The organism is Salipiger sp. 1_MG-2023 (assembly GCF_030547555.1).
In the GTDB taxonomy this organism is placed as follows: Bacteria; Pseudomonadota; Alphaproteobacteria; order Rhodobacterales; family Rhodobacteraceae; genus Salipiger.
The window spans coordinates 1-17,667 of the sequence record NZ_JAUOQN010000036.1 but is presented as its reverse complement, the minus strand read 5'-3'; the positions used below and the strand labels follow the sequence as shown (position 1 = coordinate 17,667).

Sequence of the window (17,667 nt, the reverse complement as noted above, 5' to 3'; positions counted from 1 at the left end):
GTTTTCATGACAATTGGCGGATCCATCGACAAACCACCCCCCGGGCTTCTGTCGGTCATCGTGGCCGCAGAGCCGATGCAAGAGTTGACAGAGACACTGGCCAGCGTCCGGCCCGACCTAGACGCCATGGATCGACCCTACGAAGTGATCTGCGCCACCGATGGGCGCGATGGCACGATCATGGCCGCGCTGAACCAGCTCAGCGACGAGTGGCCCGAACTTCTGGTGCTGGGGCAGCGGCCTTGGCGCGACGACGACGCCGCGCTGACCGTGGCGATGCGCCGGGCGCGCGGCGAGCTGGTGCTGACCCTTGCCGGATGGCCCGAGGTGGCCCCCGAAGATCTGCCCCGTCTTCCCGAGATGCTGGGCGATGCCGACATGCTGACCGTGGCGCGGAAGAACCGGCCGCAGGATGGCTGGCAGGGCTGGCGGCGGCGGCGTTTCACGCGCCTGCTGGCGCGTCTGTTCGGACATAGCCCCAGCGATCCCTTCTGCCGCACGCGTCTGGCACGGCGCGCGGTGCTTGACGACGTGACCGGATTTGGCGTGCGCCAGCATTTCATTCCGGTGATCGCCGGGCTGCGTGGCTATAAGCTGACCGAGGTCGAACTGCGCAGCGCATCCTCTGGAAGCAAGGCGCCCGCCCGCTACGTGTTCCGCCCGCTGGGGCATTTCGTGGCCTTTTTCGATGCGATCACGCTTTACGTCGTGCTGAATTTCCTGCGCCGCCCGCTGCGCTTTTTCGGCGCGATCGGCATGCCGATCTTTGTCTTCGGCATGCTGGCCACGGCGGTGCTGATCGGACAGAAGCTGATGGGCGAGCCGCTCGCGGATCGCCCTGCGCTTATCTTTGCCGTGCTGATGGTGGTGATGGGCGTGCAGATCGTGGCCATCGGACTTGTTGGCGAGATCGTAATCTTCGCAAATTCCCGGCGTCTTAAACAATATGCCGTACGAGAGATCATCACCGGGGCCGACCTTTCGGACACCGGCGGACTGAATACGTCTAACGTGATCTCACCACGTGCGTTTTCCAATGACGGATAGATAAACTTGAACTGGCAACCTCCCCTGTCGACACGAACCATGGACCCTCCAGCGAAATCTGATCGACACGAGACAGTGATCGATTTCGGCAGCATTTTCAGGATTCTGAAAAGGGGCTGGTGGATCATTTCTGCCACGAGCTTTGCCGGCGCGCTGATTGCCGCCATCATCGTGCTCGAGGTCGAACCAACCTATGCTGCCAAGGCACAGATCCTCATGGGGCAATCGAACCGTGCGGACGGGGTGCTGGGCGCGCTGATTCAAGATCTGAAAATCGACGACGACGCGATTGCTGGCGAAATCGCCATCATCAATTCCGGGCGTCTGCTGTCGAAGGTATCGGAACGGCTACAGCTTGAAACGCGCCCCGAATTCAACACCGCGCTGCGCCCGCCAGAACCCGACCCGTCGCTTCTGGTGCAACTGGCCGACGCGGCGGTCGAGGCGCTCAAGCGGGTTCTTGGCGTCGCCCCGCCGGATATGGGCGATGCCGAAGCTGGCGGCGAAACCACCGATCCGGTGCTTCTGGCCGCCCGCACCGGGCGCGAGCTGCTTGGCGAAGAGGCGGATTTTGTCGGTGAGATGAAGACCAACCTGTCGGTGCGGCAGGTCGGGAACACCAACCTTGTCGACATTCAATTCTCGTCGACCGACAGGTTCCTTGCCTCGGCCATCCCGAATGCGGTGGTCGATGTTTACATGGACGACCAGCTTGACCGCAAGTTCGAGGGTCTGCGTCGGGTGACCACCGGGCTGCAAACGCGGATCAGCGGCATGCGTGACAAGCTCGAGGCCTCGGAACGGGCGGTGATCGACTACCGGACCGGCAACCTCGCCGAAGGGTTTGGCGGCAGCGAACTTCTGACCCAGCAGATCGGAGACCTGTCGCGGCGCGTCAACGATGCCTCGGCGGAATTTGCCGAGTTGCAGTCGGATCTTGCGGGGATCGATTCCCTGATCGAACGCGAGGGTGCCATTGCGGCGACCGGCCTGTTCCAGTCCGATCTTCTGGACAGCCTGCAGAACGAAGTTGTCAGCCTGCGTCAGCGCCGCGATCTGTTGCTGGAACGCTTCGGCGCAGACACCGCCCAGACCGTCGAGACGGTTGCGGCCATCGACAGGCTCGAAGCGACCATCGCCGAAGAGGCCCGCCGCCTGCGCAACGAGCAGGCGCAGCGCGTCGATCTCGCCGCCGCGCGGGTCGATGTGCTGCGCGCCGAGCTGCGCGAGCTTGAAGCCCGCGCCATCGAACAGGCCGGCCGCGAGGTGCGCCTGACCCAGCTCGAGCGGGATTACCAGGCGCAGCAGGCGGTCTATACCACCTTCCTCGACAAATTCACCGAGACCAGCGAAAGCGTCGATCTTCAGGAAAGCGACTCGCAGGTCATTTCCTACGCCGACGTGCCCACCTCGCCGATCGCGCCGCGCAAATCGATGTCGGTGGCGCTTGGTGGCATCGGCGGGGTGTTTGCCGGCATGGGCATCGTCTTCATGATGGCGCTGACCGACAATGCCCTGCGCAGCGCCATGCAGCTTAGGGCGCTGACCGGCGGCACGGTATTGGTTCAGCCAAGGGCGCGGCGGTTCATGCTTCGCACGGCAAACCCGGTGAACCATGTGCGTCGCCAGCCGCTCGGTCCACTTTCCGAAAGCATCCGCTCCCTGCGCAGCCAGCTGCTGCTGGGCATGCCAAAGGGAGTCGGCACCATCGTGACCTTTGCTTCAAGCGAAAGCGATTGCGGCAAGACCACGACCAGCATTCTGCTCGCCCGCTCGCTGTCGCAGATGGGCGTGAGCTGCATCCTCGTGGAAACCGACCTGCGGCGCCCGTCGCTGGCGCGCCGGATGAACATGACCTCGACCCCAGATCTGATCGACGTCCTGACTGGCAAGCTGCCGCTCGACGCCGCCATTCGCAAGGATCCGGACTCCGGCGCAGATGTGCTGACCGCCCGTTCGGGTCTTGGCGATCCTGCAGGGCTTTTGCTGTCGGAATCGATGGAAGATCTGCTCAGGGATCTCAAGCAGCGCTACCGCGCCGTGATCCTCGATACCGTGCCACTGACCCCGGTATCCGACGCCTCGCCGATGATCCGTGCCGCGGATCAGGTTGTATTCATGGTGCGCTGGGGCATGGATGCCGGCACCGTCGAGACGGCGCTTGAATCCCTTGCAAAGCTTGATCCTCAGCAAATGATCAGCGTTTTGTCCATGTCGCCGCAGGCACCGCAGAAGAAATACAAGTACGTATAATGCACCTGTCGGAGCCAGAATATCACAGGGAGTTTGGATGAAACCTATGAGACTCCTTCCCGGCCTGATCGTGATCGGCGCAATGCGCGCCGGCACGACCACTCTTTATCATCATCTGTCCAATCATCCCGAAATTGGTATGTCGCGGATGAAGGAAACCGATTTCTTCGTTCCTAAAATGAACTTCCCGCTTGGAATGTCATGGTATCAAAGCCAGTTCGATCCGGGATACTCGATTTACGGCGAAGCGTCGCCAAATTACGCCATGTGCCATTTGTGGCGCGGCGTTCCGGCGCGCATACACGGCATATTGCCCGATGTCCGGCTGATCTTTCTGGCGCGCGACCCTGTCGATCGTCTGATCTCGCATTACCAACATGCCTGGAGCACCGGAACCGCGCGGGTCAAACCCGAGGAACTCATGGCCTCGCGGGTCGGGCAGAACATGCTTGAAACCAGCCGCTACACCATGCAGATCAACGCCTATCTGGAACACTTCGCCCGCGAACAGCTGCTGATCATCGACTTCGACGAGATGCGCCGTGACCCTCAGTCGGTGATGGATGGGGTGGTCGATTTCGTCGGCGTCTCTCGCTACGGTATCGCGGATATTCCCACCTTCAACGACGCAGCATCGAACGCGCGCCTGCCCGGTTTCGTACAGCGCGCATGGCGCAGTCGCGGCCTGCGCCGCTTTGATCGCTACATCAGCCGGGGCGCGCGGGACAAGGCGCGCAACCTGCTGTCGGTCGCTCCGAACCGGTCTGCCCCTGCAATCGGGCCCGAACTGCGCGCCGAGATCGCAGAACGGCTGGCCCCCGATGCCCGCGCCTTTCGCGTATTGTCCGGGCTGCCTTTCGACTCCTGGCAGGTGTGACGGCGGCTCAGGGTCGGGAATCGAGACCGTAGATCTGCGGTTGCCGCAGGTTCAGGCATCCTGCGACTACGCCCGCATGCAGGGCCCCGCGCAACAGCCAGCGATTGCGCTCGGCGCGCGACGCCGCGAACAGCCCCGCCGTACCGGCGCAGAACAGGCCTTTGCCAAACGCCAGCCCGCAGCGCGCCACCCGGCTTTTCCAACCTTGCGCACCCGCCGCATAGCTTTGCCCCGAGCGGAACTTGCGGCGCAGAATCCAGCCAAAGGTCATCCGGGACGGCGCCACGCCTTCACGCACGATCGCGTCTTCGGCGATCTCGAACCGCGCCCCCGCATGGTGCAGGCGAAAAAAGAACTCGGTGTCCTCGCCGCCTGCCCTGCCGCGTGCCACGTCGAAGCGCTGATCGCGCCATGCGGCACTGTTCCAGCGCAAAAGCGCATTGCATGTGTGCCCTGTCTGCACGACCGTGCCACGGCGCACCGGCCGGTTCGAATGGTAATCCTGACCGCGTATCCAGTCCGGCGCATCCGGGCCGTATTCGGCCAGCGACGGGCCGAATACCGCGTCGGCCCCGGTTTCCCTCGCGCGGGCCACAAGCCGCGCCAACCAATCGGCATCGGCCCTTTCGTCATCGTCGAGAAAGGCGACCCAACCGGCCTGTCGCTCCGAAGCCGCCTCCAGCCCGGCATTGCGCGCAACCGAGATGTTGAAGGCCGGCGCGTGCAGGTAGAGCACCGGCAGGCGCATCCGCGCCGCCGTTTCAAAGACGATTTCACGCGCACTCGGCGTGTCGTCATTGTCGGCCACGACGATGCGCAGATCGATGCCTGCGGGCAGGTCCAGCGCCTCGAGCGAGAGCAGCGTGTCACGCACTTCCGGCCGCCGGAAGGTGCAAAGCAAGGCGTCAACCCGGTGAAACGGCGCGCTCATCGCAAGATCACCTGTCGCAGGAACCCCAGCCCCCAGGCGATGTGCATCGCGCCCATCGCCAGCCCGGCCAACAGACCACAGGCCGAGCGCAACGCGACGGCCCCCGCAAGCGAGACCCCCACCATCAACGCAGCATAGCTGCCCGCGAGCAGCAGCGCCGGAGACCAGAACAGCCCCAGCCCCAAAGACGCCGCGATGCCAAGCACGGCGAGCACCGGGAAAATCTGGCGCAGCCGCGGCCGCATCCGGTGCTTGAGCACGGTTCTGGCGCGACCCCGGCCATAGTTCCAGTATTGCCTGAACAGTTTGGGCAGCGTGGAGCGCATCCGGTAATCCAGCCGGATATCGGCATCCAGCCAGATTTTCCCTCCGGCAAGACCCAAACGGTGATCAAGCTCGGCGTCCTCATTGTGGGAAAACGCCGGATCGTAACCGCCGATCTGGCCGAACCAGTCCAGCCGGAAACCGGCGTGATGGGCATGATCGACCCAACCCGACTGCGTTCCGCCCCGATGCGCCGATTTGCCCGACCCGAGCGGCGTGTCGACCACCCAGGCCGCCGCACGCGCAAAGCATCCCTCGCCGACCGCATCCATCACCGTCGCGACGGATGCCGCCTCGGGCCGCTGCGCAAGGCTTTCGGCGACCGCCCGCACATAGCCTGCCGGATAGGCCGCATGGGCGTCGCAGCGCACAAGGAACCGGTGCTGTGGCCCGGCCTTTGCGACGATGGCGTTCATGGCGGCGGCTTGCAGCTTTGCCGGGTTGTCGATCAGGCGCAGGTTCGCAAGGCGCGTCGAAAGGCGCCGGACGATCTCGCGGGTGTCGTCGCTGCTGCCGCCGTCGGCGACGATCAGCGTCACGTCCTGCATGAAGGGATCGTCGCCAAGCAGCGATAGCAGGCAGGCCTCGATATGGGCGGACTCGTTCAGCGCCGGGATGCCCACCAGAACCTCGGCGGGCAGCACATCTGGCTTCGGATGCATCACGGGATCCTGCGCATTCATCGCCGGATCTCTGCGTGGCAGCGACGCTCGATAGGCGCTGCGATCATCGCCATGCTGCCCGTGGCAGGCGCGCAGAGTGACGGTCCGGAACATGGTCAAGCAACCTCGTGCACTGGAACCCCCCGGAAGACCGGGGGTAAATACAAATACAGTCCCGATCAAAGACAGGATGACACCGGGCGCAGTTTGATCGAAATGACCTTGGGGCCAAGCTTACCGGCAGACAATTCGTCTTTGCAAGGCACAGCTGCGCGCCGAGGCTCTGAACGCCGAAAATCCGCTGCAGGGCACGCGCGCCGCGCCGGAAATAGCCGGCACGGATGATATCTTCACCGCCAGTTTTTGCGGGCGAGTCTGAATCGGCAAACTTCGCGTCCCGGTCTTGCCAGAAAATCCAACGCGGCCCACACTGTCCCTGTCCGAATTTCACGGGCTTCAGAGGGTTTGGTATGCAAGGTCTTTATCTGGTAACCGGAGCGGCGGGATTTGTTGGCGAGCACCTTGTGCGCCATCTTCATTCAAAGGGCATCGCGGTGCGCGCCATGGTGCGCAAGGCGTCACAGGCGGCGGCGCTTGAACCTTATGCCGAGGTGATCATCGCCGACATCACGCAACCCGAAACGCTGCCCGCTGCCATGCAGCGCATCAGCGGCGTCTATCACGTTGCGGCGCTGTTCCGGCAGGCCAACGTGCCGGACAAGGCGTTTCACGATGTCAATGTCGCGGGCGTGCAGAACGTGTTTGAGGCGGCGATTGCAGCGGGCGTTCCGCGCATCGTGCATTGTTCGACCAACGGCGTGCACAGCCACGTCGCGAACCCGCCCGGCGACGAGACCATGCCGTTCAACCCCGGCGATCTGTATCAGGAATCCAAGATTGCCGGCGAGAACATCGCCATGTCCTATTTTAATTCGGGGCAGATCAGCGGTGCGGTGCTGCGCCCGGCGATGATCTATGGCCCCGGCGACACCCGGACGCTTAAGCTGTTCCGGATGATCGCGCAGAAGAAGTTCTTTTACGTCGGCAAAGGTCTGGCGCTGACCCACTGGATCGACGTGCGCGATCTGGCGGAGGCCTTCGTGCTGGCCATGCAGGCCACGCAGATCAACGCCGAGGCCTACCTGATCGGCGGCGACAGGTACATGACCCTCAAGGATACGGTTCAGGAGATCTCGCGACAGCTGAACGTGCCAGAACCGGGCCTGCATCTTCCAACCGGCCCGGTGATGGCGCTGGCGCATGTGACCGAGACGCTGTGCAAGCCCTTTGGCATTGAACCGCCGCTGTTTCCCCGGCGCGTGTCGTTCTTTCTCAAGAACCGCGCCTTCGACATCTCGAAGGCGCGCGCCCAGCTCGGGTTCAAACCGAAACAGGATTTTTCCGGCGAGGTTGCCGACATCATCAAGGATTATTCCGAACGGGGCTATCTGACGCCGTCCTGAGACTGCCTTTTTCAGACATTTCGATTGGTTGGGTATTGAGTGATATGAACACGACAGACACGGATCTGAATGGCGGCCCGTTGGCGCAGCCGGACATCGGCGCAGAGGCGCCAGACCTTGATTCATCGTCCGAACGCTACGCGCGCCGCTTCGAAGGGGTGGCCGGCACGTGGCTGCTGTCGCGCCAGACCGAAATCCTGCGCCAGATGATCGCGCCATGGCCCGGGGCACGGGTGCTCGACGTCGGGGGTGGGCACAGGCAGGTGGCCGATGCGTTGCTGCCCCGTGGCCACCCGGTCTGCGTGCTTGCCAGCTGCGAGCAGGCGCTTGGCCGTGTTCGTGACCTGTCGCATCCCGACCTCCAAACGCAGATCGGCAGTCTGACCGCCCTGCCCTTCGCCGATCGCAGTTTCGACGTGGTGACGTCTTTCCGGATGCTGGCCCATGTCGCCGACTGGCAGCAGCATCTGTCGGAACTGACGCGGGTCGCCCGGCATGCGGTGATCCTCGACTATCCGATTCCGGGCGGTGCCAACCTGCTAGGGCCGCTGCTCTTTGGGCTGAAAAAGAAAGTCGAGGGCGATACGCGCCGCTATCGGACCATTGCCCGCCGCGACATGCACGCCGCCCTTGATAGCCACGGCTTTTGTGACATTCGCGAGACCGGCCAGTTCGTCTTTCCCATGGTGCTGCACCGGACCCTCAAGCGACCCAGGATTTCCTCGGCGCTTGAACGGATTGCGCAGCTTGCCGGGCTGTCCGACAGGATCGGCAATCCGGTCATCCTGAGGGCCGTACGAAGGGATTGATGGCAAAAGCGAAATCGCGGCGTCCATCACGCAGGGCCCAAATTGGTGTCGTCGCGTCCCGCCGGTTGCTCACAAAATGTTGACGCGACGCAAAGCTGCGGCGTACCGTTTGGGAAGTCGGGTTAACGATTCATTAACGTAGGTATCGAGTGTGGTTTGGTTTGCGCGATGCTGGCATCGACAATCATGCCTTTGGCATTTCAAAGACAGCGCCCGCCCCGGTGTCGGGCCTGCAACCCCTTTCGATACGGTAAAATTCCAGCTTTGCGCACCCTCCTTGCGGTTCGCGTGTACTTTAACCAGTTAAAATGACGGGGATTACCCATGCCAACGATCGATATTTCCAACGGCACCGCTCTTGAAAACGAATATGTCACCTTTACCGTCACACTGTCGGAGGCGCTGACCGACGAGGCCACCGTCGAGTGGCGCACCCTGACCACCGGCACCGCCAACGACGATGATCTGTATTACGCCCCGACCAGCAACACCAACAACGGCACGATCACCTTCAGCCCCGGCGAGACCACCACGACCGTAAACGTCTTCGCGCGTGGTGACAGCAGCGACGAGCGCGACGAGAACTTCGTGGTCGAGCTGTTCAATCCATCCGCCAATGTAGACCTCGTAGGCGGCGGAAACACACTGAGCGCCACCGGCGTTATCCTTGATGACGACGGCAGCGGGTCGGACCTAGATCTGTTCATCTCCGATCCGGTCATCGTCGAGGGGGACAGCGGCACCCGCAACGCGGTGTTCGAGGTCCGGCTGTCGCAGATCCCCTCGACAGCACTGACGGTCAACTACAGTACCGTCAATGGGTCCGCCACCGCGGGGCAGGATTATCAGGCGCGCAGCGGCTCGATCACCTTCACCGGGCAGACCGTCGCCTTGGTAACAGTGCCAATCATCGGCGACACCATCTCTGAACCTTCCGAAGCCTTCGATCTTGTGATCACCTCGACCTCTGGGGCGCAGATCGGCACTGCCGGGCGTGTGGGCAGCGCGACGATCCTCGACGATGACAGCGGCCCCGGTCCGGTGATCTCGATCGCGGACGGAGCGGCGCTCGAAGGGGACGCGCTGCGCTTCGTGGTAAGCCTGTCCGAACCGGCGACTGATGCGATCACTGTCAATTTCCGCACGCTGTTGAATGGCACCGCCAATGATGACGATTTGTATTACGGCCCGACCAGCAGCACCAACAACGGTACGGTGACCTTCGCCCCCGGGGAAACCACCGCCAGCATTATCATTTACACCCGCAGCGAATCCGACGATGAACGTGACGAGTATCTCACTGTCGAGCTCTTCGATGAATCCTCAAATGCCGCGCTGGCGGATGATGCCGCCGTACTGCGCGCGACCGGCATCATTCAAGACAACGACGGCACCGGGTCGAACCTCGATCTGTTTGTCTCTGACCCGATATTGGTCGAAGGCGACAGTGGCAGCAAGATCGCGCTGTTCCAGATCAACCTGTCGCAGCCCGCGTCGAGCGCCATCACCGTCAGCTACAATACAGCCAATGGAACGGCCACGGCGGGGCAGGATTACGGCGCACAATCGGGCAGCCTGAGTTTTGCACCGGGTCAGACCACCGCCAGCGTTGCCGTGCCGGTCTTTGGCGACACGATCTCTGAGCCATCGGAAGCGTTTTCGCTGGTGGTAACGCCGCCCTCTGGCGTGGTGCTGGGAACGGGTGGGCTGGTTGGAACCGCGACGATCCTCGACGATGACAGCGGCCCGGGGCCGGTGATCTCTGTCGCGGATGGCGCGGCGCTTGAAGGCGAGTACATGCGCTTTGTGGTGACCCTGTCCGAAGCGGCCACCGACGCGGTCACGGTCAATTACCGCACGCTGCTGAACGGCACCGCAAATGAGGACGATCTGTACTACGCCCCGACCAGCAACAACAACAACGGCACGGTGACCTTTGCCGCTGGCGAGACCACCGCCAGCATCTATGTCTACTCCCGCAACGACAGTGACGACGAGCGCGACGAGAATTTCACCATCGAGCTGTTCGATGAATCCTCGAATACCGCGCTGGCAGGCAATGCGGCGATGCTGCGCGCCAACGCCGTCATTCACGACGGCGACGGCACCGGGTCGAACCTCGATCTGTTCGTGTCCGATCCGGTGCTGATCGAAGGTGACAGCGGCAGCCAGTTGGCCCTGTTCCAGATCGACCTGTCTCAGCCCGCGACAAGCGCATTGACCGTCAGCTACAGCACGCAGAACGGATCCGCGACCGCCGGGCAGGATTATCAGGCGCGGTCCGGCACCGTCACCTTTGCCCCGGGCCAGAGCAGCGCCAGCGTTGCGGTGCCCGTCTTCGGGGATCGGCTTTCAGAGCCATCCGAGGCGTTTTCGCTTGTCGTTACTCCGCCCTCCGGCGTGTCGCTGGGAAGTCGCGGGCTGGTCGGAACCGCGACCCTTCTCGATGACGACAGCGGCGAAGGGCCGATCATTACCATTGCCGACGGCACCGCATTTGAAGGCGAGTACATGCGCTTTGTGGTGACCCTGTCCGAACCGGCCACCGATGCGGTCACGGTCAATTACCGCACGCTTCTGAGCGGCTCGGCCGACGACGACGATCTGTACTATGCATCCAGCGGGTCGCAAAACAACGGCACGGTGACCTTTGCCGCGGGCGAGACGACCGCCAGCATCTACGTCTACTCCCGCAGCGACAGCAGCGACGAGCGCGACGAGAATTTCGCCATCGAGCTGTATGATGAATCGTCCAACGCCAGCCTTGCGGGCGGCGTGTCGACGCTGCGCGCCAACGCGACCATCCTTGATGATGACGGCGCCGGGTCGAACACCATGCTGCTGGCCTCGCCCGATCCCGTGTTCGAGGGCTATGGCGGCACCTTCCTGCGCGCCGTCGAGGTGCAGCTGTCGCAGCCGCTGACCACGGCGGAAACCTTCGACGTCACCGCCACCGGATTCACCGCGACGCTTGGCGACGATGTCACGCTTGTCACCGACACCGTCACCTTTGTTCCCGGACAGACCAGCGCCACCGTGCTGGTGCGTACCCGCAGCGACAATCTGGTCGAGGGCACCGAGACCTTTCAGCTCAATTTCACTGCGCGGGCAGGCACTTATGTCAATGGCACCATCCCGTCGGTCACCGTCAGCATCGAAGATGGCGCGGGCTATGGCGGCACGCCCACAACGATGAATGACAGGCTGATCGGCACCATGGGGGCCGACAACATCGACGCGCTGGCCGGCAATGACACGGTGTTTGGCTGGTTCGGCGCCGATACGTTGTTCGGCAACGCCGGGCGCGACCGGCTTTGGGGCGGCCCGGGCAATGACCGGCTTTGGGGTGGGCTCGATAACGACCTGCTTGTCGGCGAAGACGGCGCCGATCTGCTGCGCGGCGAAGCCGGGGGCGACACATTGCGCGGGGGCCTTGGCAATGATACGCTGTTCGGCGGGGGCGACAACGATCTGTTGTCGAGCGACGCGGGCAATGACGTGCTCTGGGGCGAGGACGGCGAGGACACCTTGCAGGGCGGCGGCGGAAACGACAGCCTGCACGGCGGCACCGGCGCCGATCAACTGCACGGCGGCACTGCCAGAGACCGTCTGTGGGGAGACAACGGCAACGACAGCGTCTGGGGCGGCGACGGGCGTGATCGTGCCTTCCTTGGCGGCGGCGACGATGTCTACACCGACACGGCGCAGAACACCGCCGAAGGGGCCGACACGGTCTGGGGCGGCTCCGGCAACGATACGATCTCGACCGGCGGCGGCGACGATCTTGTGCATGGCCAGCTTGGCGATGACAGCGTCGAAGGCGGTCTTGGCAATGACTCGCTGTTCGGCGAGGGCGGCGCCGATACGCTGATCGGCGGCGACGGGGCCGACCTGCTGGAGGGCGGGGCCAGCGCCGACCTGCTGCTCGCAGGCGGCTGGAACGACACGGTGCGCGGTGGCGACGGAGCCGACATGGCGCGGCTCGGGCTTGGCAACGATCTATACACCGACACCGCTCAGGGCGGCGCGGTTGGGCAGGATACGGTCTGGGGCGATGGCGGCAATGATACGATCAATGGCGGTGGCGGCGATGATTTGTTGTACGGCAACGGCGGGCGGGATTCGCTTGTCGGCGCGGATGGCAATGATGTGCTGCGCGGCGGCGTCCACCACGACACGCTGGTCGGCGGCAGCGGCGCGGACACGCTCTACGGCGAGAATGGCAATGATCGTGTCGAAGGCGGCAACGGCACCGACCGGGCCTTTCTTGGCAATGGCCACGATCTGTATATCGACACTGCCCAAGGCGGGGCCTTCGGGGCCGATACGGTCTGGGGCGGCGCGGGGAACGACCGGATCAACGGCGGCGGCGGCAATGACAGCCTGAACGGCGATCTGGGGAACGACCGGCTTGTTGGCAACACCGGAGACGACACGCTGACCGGCGGTGCCGGAGAGGATATGTTTGTCTTTGGACGCGGCACCGGCGCCGATGTCATCTCCGACTTTACCTTGGCAGACGATCAACTGGAGCTGCGGGTCGGTGTCACGGATCTGTCGGATCTGAGCGTCACCGATCAGGCCGATGGCGTGTTGCTGGCCTGGGCAACCGGGTCTGTGCTGATCGAGGGGGTAACCGCCACCGAACTGGAAACCGCGACCATCGCCTTTCTCTAGGCAAGCGGCCCGGGCGCATCCCGCCCGGGCCGGTTTGGATGAGTTGCAACCGCCGCTGCCCTTGCTCTGCGCGTGTAGCGAAGATCGCCGTGCGCCTGCGGGCGCCGACCCCCTAGCTCTGAATCTGTGCCTTGCCGGAGGAGGCGCGCCGGGTCAGCAACGCTCTGCGCACGAAGGCCACCAGAAAGATCGCCGTCAGGATCAGCACGATCGTTGGCGCGGACGCGCTGTCGAGGAAGAAGCTGAGATAGGTCCCCGCCAGCATCGCAAACATGCAGACCGCGACTGACACCGCCAGCATCTTGCCAAAGCTGCGCACCAGCAGGAAGGCAATCGCGCCGGGCGTGATCAGCAGGCCCACGGCAAGGATCAGCCCGGTGGCTGACAGCGTCGCCACGATGGTCAGCGACAGGATCGTCAGCAGGCCGTAATGCAGCAACCCGACGGGAAGCCCCGAGGCCCGTGCCTGCGCCGGATCGAAGGCATGCAGCATCAGATCCTTCCATTTCAGCAGCAGCGCAGCGCTGACAAAGGCCGAAATCAGCCCGGCAGTCCACAGATCCTCGGTTCCGACGCCCAGCATGTTCCCGAACAGGATATGATCGAGATGAATGTTGGTATGGATCGAAACATAGAGCACGATCCCCAGCCCGAACATGCCCGAGAACACCACCCCCATCACGGTGTCCTGCTTCACCCGGCTGTTGTCAGAGAGAAAGCCAGTGGCGAGTGCCGTCACCATGCCCGCGCCAAACGCCCCGAGGATCAGCGGAAAGCCAAGGATATAGGCCAGCACGATCCCCGGCAGCACCGCATGGCTGACCGCATCCCCCATCAGCGCCCAGCCCTTGAGCACAAGAAAGCAGGACAGCAGCGCCGTGGGGACCGAAACGATCAGCGAAATCAGAAAGGCATTCTGCATGAAACTGAACTGGAACGGCAAAAGCAGCGTGTCCATCATTGCACCACCTCCGTCTGAAGGGCTTGCGCGGCCTTGCGCCGCGCCGCCAGAAGCCCGTGCTTGGGCGACCAGATGAAGACACACAAGAAGATCAGCGTTTGCAGAACGACAATGATCCCGCCCGTCGCCCCATCGAGGAAGTAGCTGGCGTAAGCGCCGACAAAGCTGGTGATCGTGCCGATGGCGACCGAGGTCAGGATCAGCCGCGAGAACCGGTCGCACAGCAGATAGGCGGTGGCCCCCGGTGTCACCACCATGGCAATCACGAGGAAGGCCCCGACCGTCTGCATCGCCGCCACGACGCAAGCCGAGAGCAGCATGAAGAACACCGCCTTCAACAGGCCGGGGCGCAAGCCGATCGACCGCGCGTGGCTTTCGTCGAAGAAGACGACCATGAGGTCTTTCCATTTCAGCAGCAGGATCGCGAGCGAGACAAAGCCGATGAGCGCCAGCTGCAGCGTGTCTTCCGGGGTGATGGCAAGGATGTTGCCCATGGTGATGGTCTGGATCGACACCGCCATCGGATTGACCGAAGCCATGAACAGACCCAGCCCGAAGAAGGAGGTGAAGATGATGCCGATGATCGCATCGACCTTCAGCCCGGAGCGGTCCGACAGGAACAGCATCGCCGCCGCCGCGAGCCCGCCCGAGATGAAGGCGCCAAGCGCGAAGGGCAGACCAAGGATATAAGCCCCTGCCACCCCCGGCACCACGGAATGCGACAGCGCATCGCCGATCAGCGACCAGCCCTTGAGCATCAGGTAAGACGACAGGAAGGCACAGACGCCGCCGACAAGGGCCGAAACCCACATGGCATTGGTCATGTAGCCATAGGTGAACGGTTCGAGAAGCGTGCTCATTGCTGCTCTTCCACCACCTTGGTCTTGTTGCCATATTGCACGAAGGGCCGCTCGTCATCGGTCAGGATCGACAGCTTGCGCGTATCGTCATCATCATGCAGATCCGCGCCGCCGAGGGTGAAATGCCGCAGCACGCCGCCAAAGGCTGCTTCGAGGTTTTCCCGGGTAAAGGTGGACTTCGTCGGCCCATAGGCCAGAACCGTGCCTTTCACCAGAACCGTCCGGTCGCAGAATTCCGGCACCGTGCCGAGGTTATGGGTCGAGACCAGCATCACCCGCCCTTCGTCGCGCAATTCGCGCAGCAGGGCGATGATCTGGTCTTCGGTCTTTACATCAACGCCGGTAAACGGCTCGTCCAGCAGGATCACCTGACCGTCCTGCGCCAGCGCGCGGGCAAGGAAGACGCGCTTTTTCTGCCCGCCGGACAGCTCACCGATCTGGCGGTGGCGGAATTCCAGCATGTTCACGCGCCCGAGCGCCCTGTCCACCGCGTCGCGGTCGGCCTGACCGGGGCGGCGCAGAAAGCCCATATGCCCGTAGCGGCCCATCATCACCACATCCTCGACCAGAACCGGAAAGGACCAGTCGACCTCTTCGGATTGCGGCACATAGGCAACTAGGTTGCGCTTGAGCGCCTGTTTGACGTCGAGGCCAAGCAGGCGGATGTTGCCCTTGGCCGCGGGAACAAAGCCCATGATCGCCTTGAACAGCGTCGATTTCCCAGACCCATTCACCCCCACAAGAGCCGTCACCGTGCCGCGGGGAATTTCGAACGTGGCGTTGCGCAAGGCGGTATGGCCGTTGCGATAGCTTACAGTCACATCCCGCGCCTCGATCCCGCTTCCGGGACCAAACCCTTCGGAGGGTATCGCGTCATTCATCTGCATGTCATGTTTCATCTTGCGCCTTCTGTTGGAGAGGTCGGTCCCTCGAACGGCAAAGACCTGCCGGGCGATCCTTTGCCCAGCAGGCTGTTTCTTCAAGGAAGATCTTAGTGCGTGTCTGCCGTAAGGCCATCCGCCACCGTCTGTGACGTGACCCTGAGCAGATCGAGATAGGACGGAACCGCGCCATCGGGTTCCGACAGGCTGTCGACATACAGCACCCCGCCGTAATGCACGCCGGTTTCCCGCGCCACCTGCTCGGCTGGGGCGGTGTTGACGGTGCTCTCGCAGAACACCACGGGAATATCGTTTGCCCGCACGCCGTCGATCACCGCGCGCACCTGTTGCGGCGTGCCCATCTGGTCGGCGTTCATCGGCCAGAGATACAGCTCGCGCATGCCGAAATCCCGCGCGAGATAGCTGAACGCGCCTTCGCAGGTCACCAGCCAGCGCTGCGCTTCGGGGATCGCGGCAACCTGCTGGCGCAACGGTTCGAGCGTGGCGCGCAGTTCTTCCTTATAGGCCGCGGCGTTTTCGGCATAGATCCGCGCGTTTTCCGGGTCGTTCTCGACGAAGGCCTTGAGGATGTTGTCGATATAGATCAGCGCGTTATCAAGCCCCATCCAGGCGTGCGGGTTGGGAAGCCCCTCATAGGCCCCCGCGGCAATCGGGATCGGTTCGATGCCTTCGGTCAGGGTCACCGACGGCACATCTTTCAGGTTGGCGAGGAACTGCTCGAACCACAGTTCCAGATTCATGCCGTTCCACAGGATAAGATCCGCCCCCTGCGCGCGCACGATGTCCTGCGGCGTTGGCTGATAGCCATGGATCTCGGCCCCCGGCCGCGTCACCGAGACGACATCCGCCGCATCGCCTGCCACCTGCTGCGCCATATCCGCCAGAACCGTGAAGGTGGTCACGACCTTCATCCGCTCCTCGTCAGCGAATGCGGCGCCGCTCGTCAGCGCCGTTACCGCCACCGCCCCCATCAGCCGCATCATCGTCAAAGTCATAGCTGGTCCTTTCATGGTCCAATCAAATCTCTGGCGCCCACCGCCTGCACAATAATTGAGAGTGAGTCGCAATAGTGATAGCGCATCGCGCACGCATTGCAACTGCAATTCATTCGCAATAATAGCACCTCCCCAGGCTGGCCCATGGCACAGCCCCTTTTCTCCAAAAGATCAAAAACGCCACGGACCCGTCGCGCAGGATCACAGCTTCGTCTGGGATCTGCACCCTACCCTGTCCTGGCAACACCACATGCAACCGTCGTAAACATGGAGACCCAGGCCCGAAGCGTATCCGGTAATGACCCCTCCGGGCCGACCTGCTATCTTGCGAGCCAGTCTCGGGGGCGCATCGATGCCGGGTGACGAAAAAACGCAAGAAGCGGGCGGAATGACAGAAAATCTCGAGAAAAAGCTGGAAGAGCTCTGCAAGGAAAAAGGCATGCGGGTGACCGAGCAGCGACGGATCATCCTCAAGATCCTGTCCGACTCCCCCGACCATCCGAATGCCGAGGAGCTTCACCGGCGTGTTGTCAGGCTCGCTCCGAGCATTTCGATCGCCACGGTTTATCGCACGATGAACACGCTCGAGAGTTACGGTCTGATCGAGCGTCATATCTTCGCCGACGGTCGCGCGCGGTATGAGGCGGGCGGCTCGGAACATCACGATCATCTCGTCAACGTCGAGACCGATGAAATCATCGAATTTCGCTGCGATGAGATCGAAGAGCTTCAGAAAAAGATCGCCGATGAGCACGGTTTCGATATCGTCGGGCATCGCTTCGAGATCTACGTGAGAGCAAAGAAATGAGCTACCCCCCGAAATTCGGACACTGACATAAGCTATGATTTGCAGTCTGCTGATCTTCGACGAGAAGGAGATCAGAGATGTCGAAACGCAAGCAGCAT

Annotated in this window: 13 protein-coding genes; 7 read left to right on the top strand and 6 right to left on the bottom strand. The window is 62.8% G+C overall.

The genetic code is table 11. From position 1 onward, the window contains the following. The first annotated feature begins 6 nt into the window (after positions 1-6). The 3 genes from Q4543_RS16035 (at position 7) to Q4543_RS16025 (ending at position 4,177) form a co-directional block, all read left to right on the top strand. Entirely contained in the window at positions 7-1,047 is a 1,041-nt protein-coding gene (locus Q4543_RS16035) for a glycosyltransferase (RefSeq protein ID WP_216002837.1), read from the top strand. Between the two features lie 75 nt (positions 1,048-1,122). Further along, positions 1,123-3,300, top strand: a complete 2,178-nt coding sequence (locus Q4543_RS16030; RefSeq protein ID WP_303439778.1) for a polysaccharide biosynthesis tyrosine autokinase — start codon at positions 1,123-1,125, stop codon at positions 3,298-3,300. A gap of 46 nt (positions 3,301-3,346) precedes the next feature. Next, complete coding sequence (locus tag Q4543_RS16025; RefSeq protein WP_303439776.1) at positions 3,347-4,177, top strand: sulfotransferase; 831 nt, start codon at positions 3,347-3,349, stop codon at positions 4,175-4,177. A gap of 7 nt (positions 4,178-4,184) precedes the next feature. On the opposite strand, the gene Q4543_RS16020 is transcribed toward Q4543_RS16025, so the two are convergent. Together Q4543_RS16020 and Q4543_RS16015 are read right to left on the bottom strand one after the other, a co-directional pair. Then, the gene (locus tag Q4543_RS16020; RefSeq protein WP_303439774.1) at positions 4,185-5,108 is read right to left on the bottom strand and encodes a glycosyltransferase family 2 protein; all 924 of its coding nucleotides are present in this window, start codon (positions 5,106-5,108) and stop codon (positions 4,185-4,187) included. Beyond that, positions 5,105-6,208: a glycosyltransferase family 2 protein gene (locus Q4543_RS16015; protein WP_303439772.1), complete on the bottom strand. Its 1,104-nt coding sequence runs from the start codon at positions 6,206-6,208 to the stop codon at positions 5,105-5,107. The genes Q4543_RS16020 and Q4543_RS16015 overlap by 4 nt, the downstream gene beginning before the upstream one ends. Before the next feature lie 356 nt (positions 6,209-6,564). Between Q4543_RS16015 and Q4543_RS16010 the strand changes: the two genes are divergently transcribed. From Q4543_RS16010 to Q4543_RS16000, 3 genes are all read left to right on the top strand, one after another. Continuing rightward, positions 6,565-7,557 carry an NAD(P)-dependent oxidoreductase gene (locus Q4543_RS16010; RefSeq protein ID WP_303439769.1) on the top strand — a complete coding sequence of 331 codons (993 nt, stop codon included), beginning with the start codon at positions 6,565-6,567 and terminating at the stop codon, positions 7,555-7,557. Positions 7,558-7,601: 44 nt separating this feature from the next. Next, positions 7,602-8,366: a class I SAM-dependent methyltransferase gene (locus Q4543_RS16005; RefSeq protein ID WP_303439767.1), complete on the top strand. Its 765-nt coding sequence runs from the start codon at positions 7,602-7,604 to the stop codon at positions 8,364-8,366. A 324-nt stretch (positions 8,367-8,690) separates the two neighbouring features. Then, positions 8,691-13,043, top strand: a complete 4,353-nt coding sequence (locus Q4543_RS16000; protein WP_303439765.1) for a Calx-beta domain-containing protein — start codon at positions 8,691-8,693, stop codon at positions 13,041-13,043. Between the two features lie 112 nt (positions 13,044-13,155). Here the strand turns inward: Q4543_RS16000 and Q4543_RS15995 are convergent, their stop codons facing one another. From Q4543_RS15995 to Q4543_RS15980, 4 genes are all read right to left on the bottom strand, one after another. Then, a complete protein-coding gene (locus Q4543_RS15995) occupies positions 13,156-14,004 on the bottom strand; it encodes a metal ABC transporter permease (RefSeq protein WP_303439762.1) in 849 nt (282 codons plus the stop codon). Beyond that, positions 14,001-14,864 carry a metal ABC transporter permease gene (locus Q4543_RS15990; protein WP_303439759.1) on the bottom strand — a complete coding sequence of 288 codons (864 nt, stop codon included), beginning with the start codon at positions 14,862-14,864 and terminating at the stop codon, positions 14,001-14,003. The genes Q4543_RS15995 and Q4543_RS15990 overlap by 4 nt, the downstream gene beginning before the upstream one ends. Further along, a complete protein-coding gene (locus Q4543_RS15985; protein WP_303439836.1) occupies positions 14,861-15,745 on the bottom strand; it encodes a manganese/iron ABC transporter ATP-binding protein in 885 nt (294 codons plus the stop codon). Before Q4543_RS15985 ends, Q4543_RS15990 begins: the two co-directional genes overlap by 4 nt. 110 nt (positions 15,746-15,855) lie before the next feature. Further along, positions 15,856-16,761 carry a metal ABC transporter substrate-binding protein gene (locus Q4543_RS15980; RefSeq protein ID WP_303439756.1) on the bottom strand — a complete coding sequence of 302 codons (906 nt, stop codon included), beginning with the start codon at positions 16,759-16,761 and terminating at the stop codon, positions 15,856-15,858. A gap of 388 nt (positions 16,762-17,149) precedes the next feature. Here Q4543_RS15980 and Q4543_RS15975 point away from each other — a divergent pair, with 388 nt between their 5' ends. Beyond that, positions 17,150-17,569, top strand: a complete 420-nt coding sequence (locus Q4543_RS15975; RefSeq protein WP_303439834.1) for a Fur family transcriptional regulator — start codon at positions 17,150-17,152, stop codon at positions 17,567-17,569. Positions 17,570-17,667 lie beyond the last annotated feature (98 nt).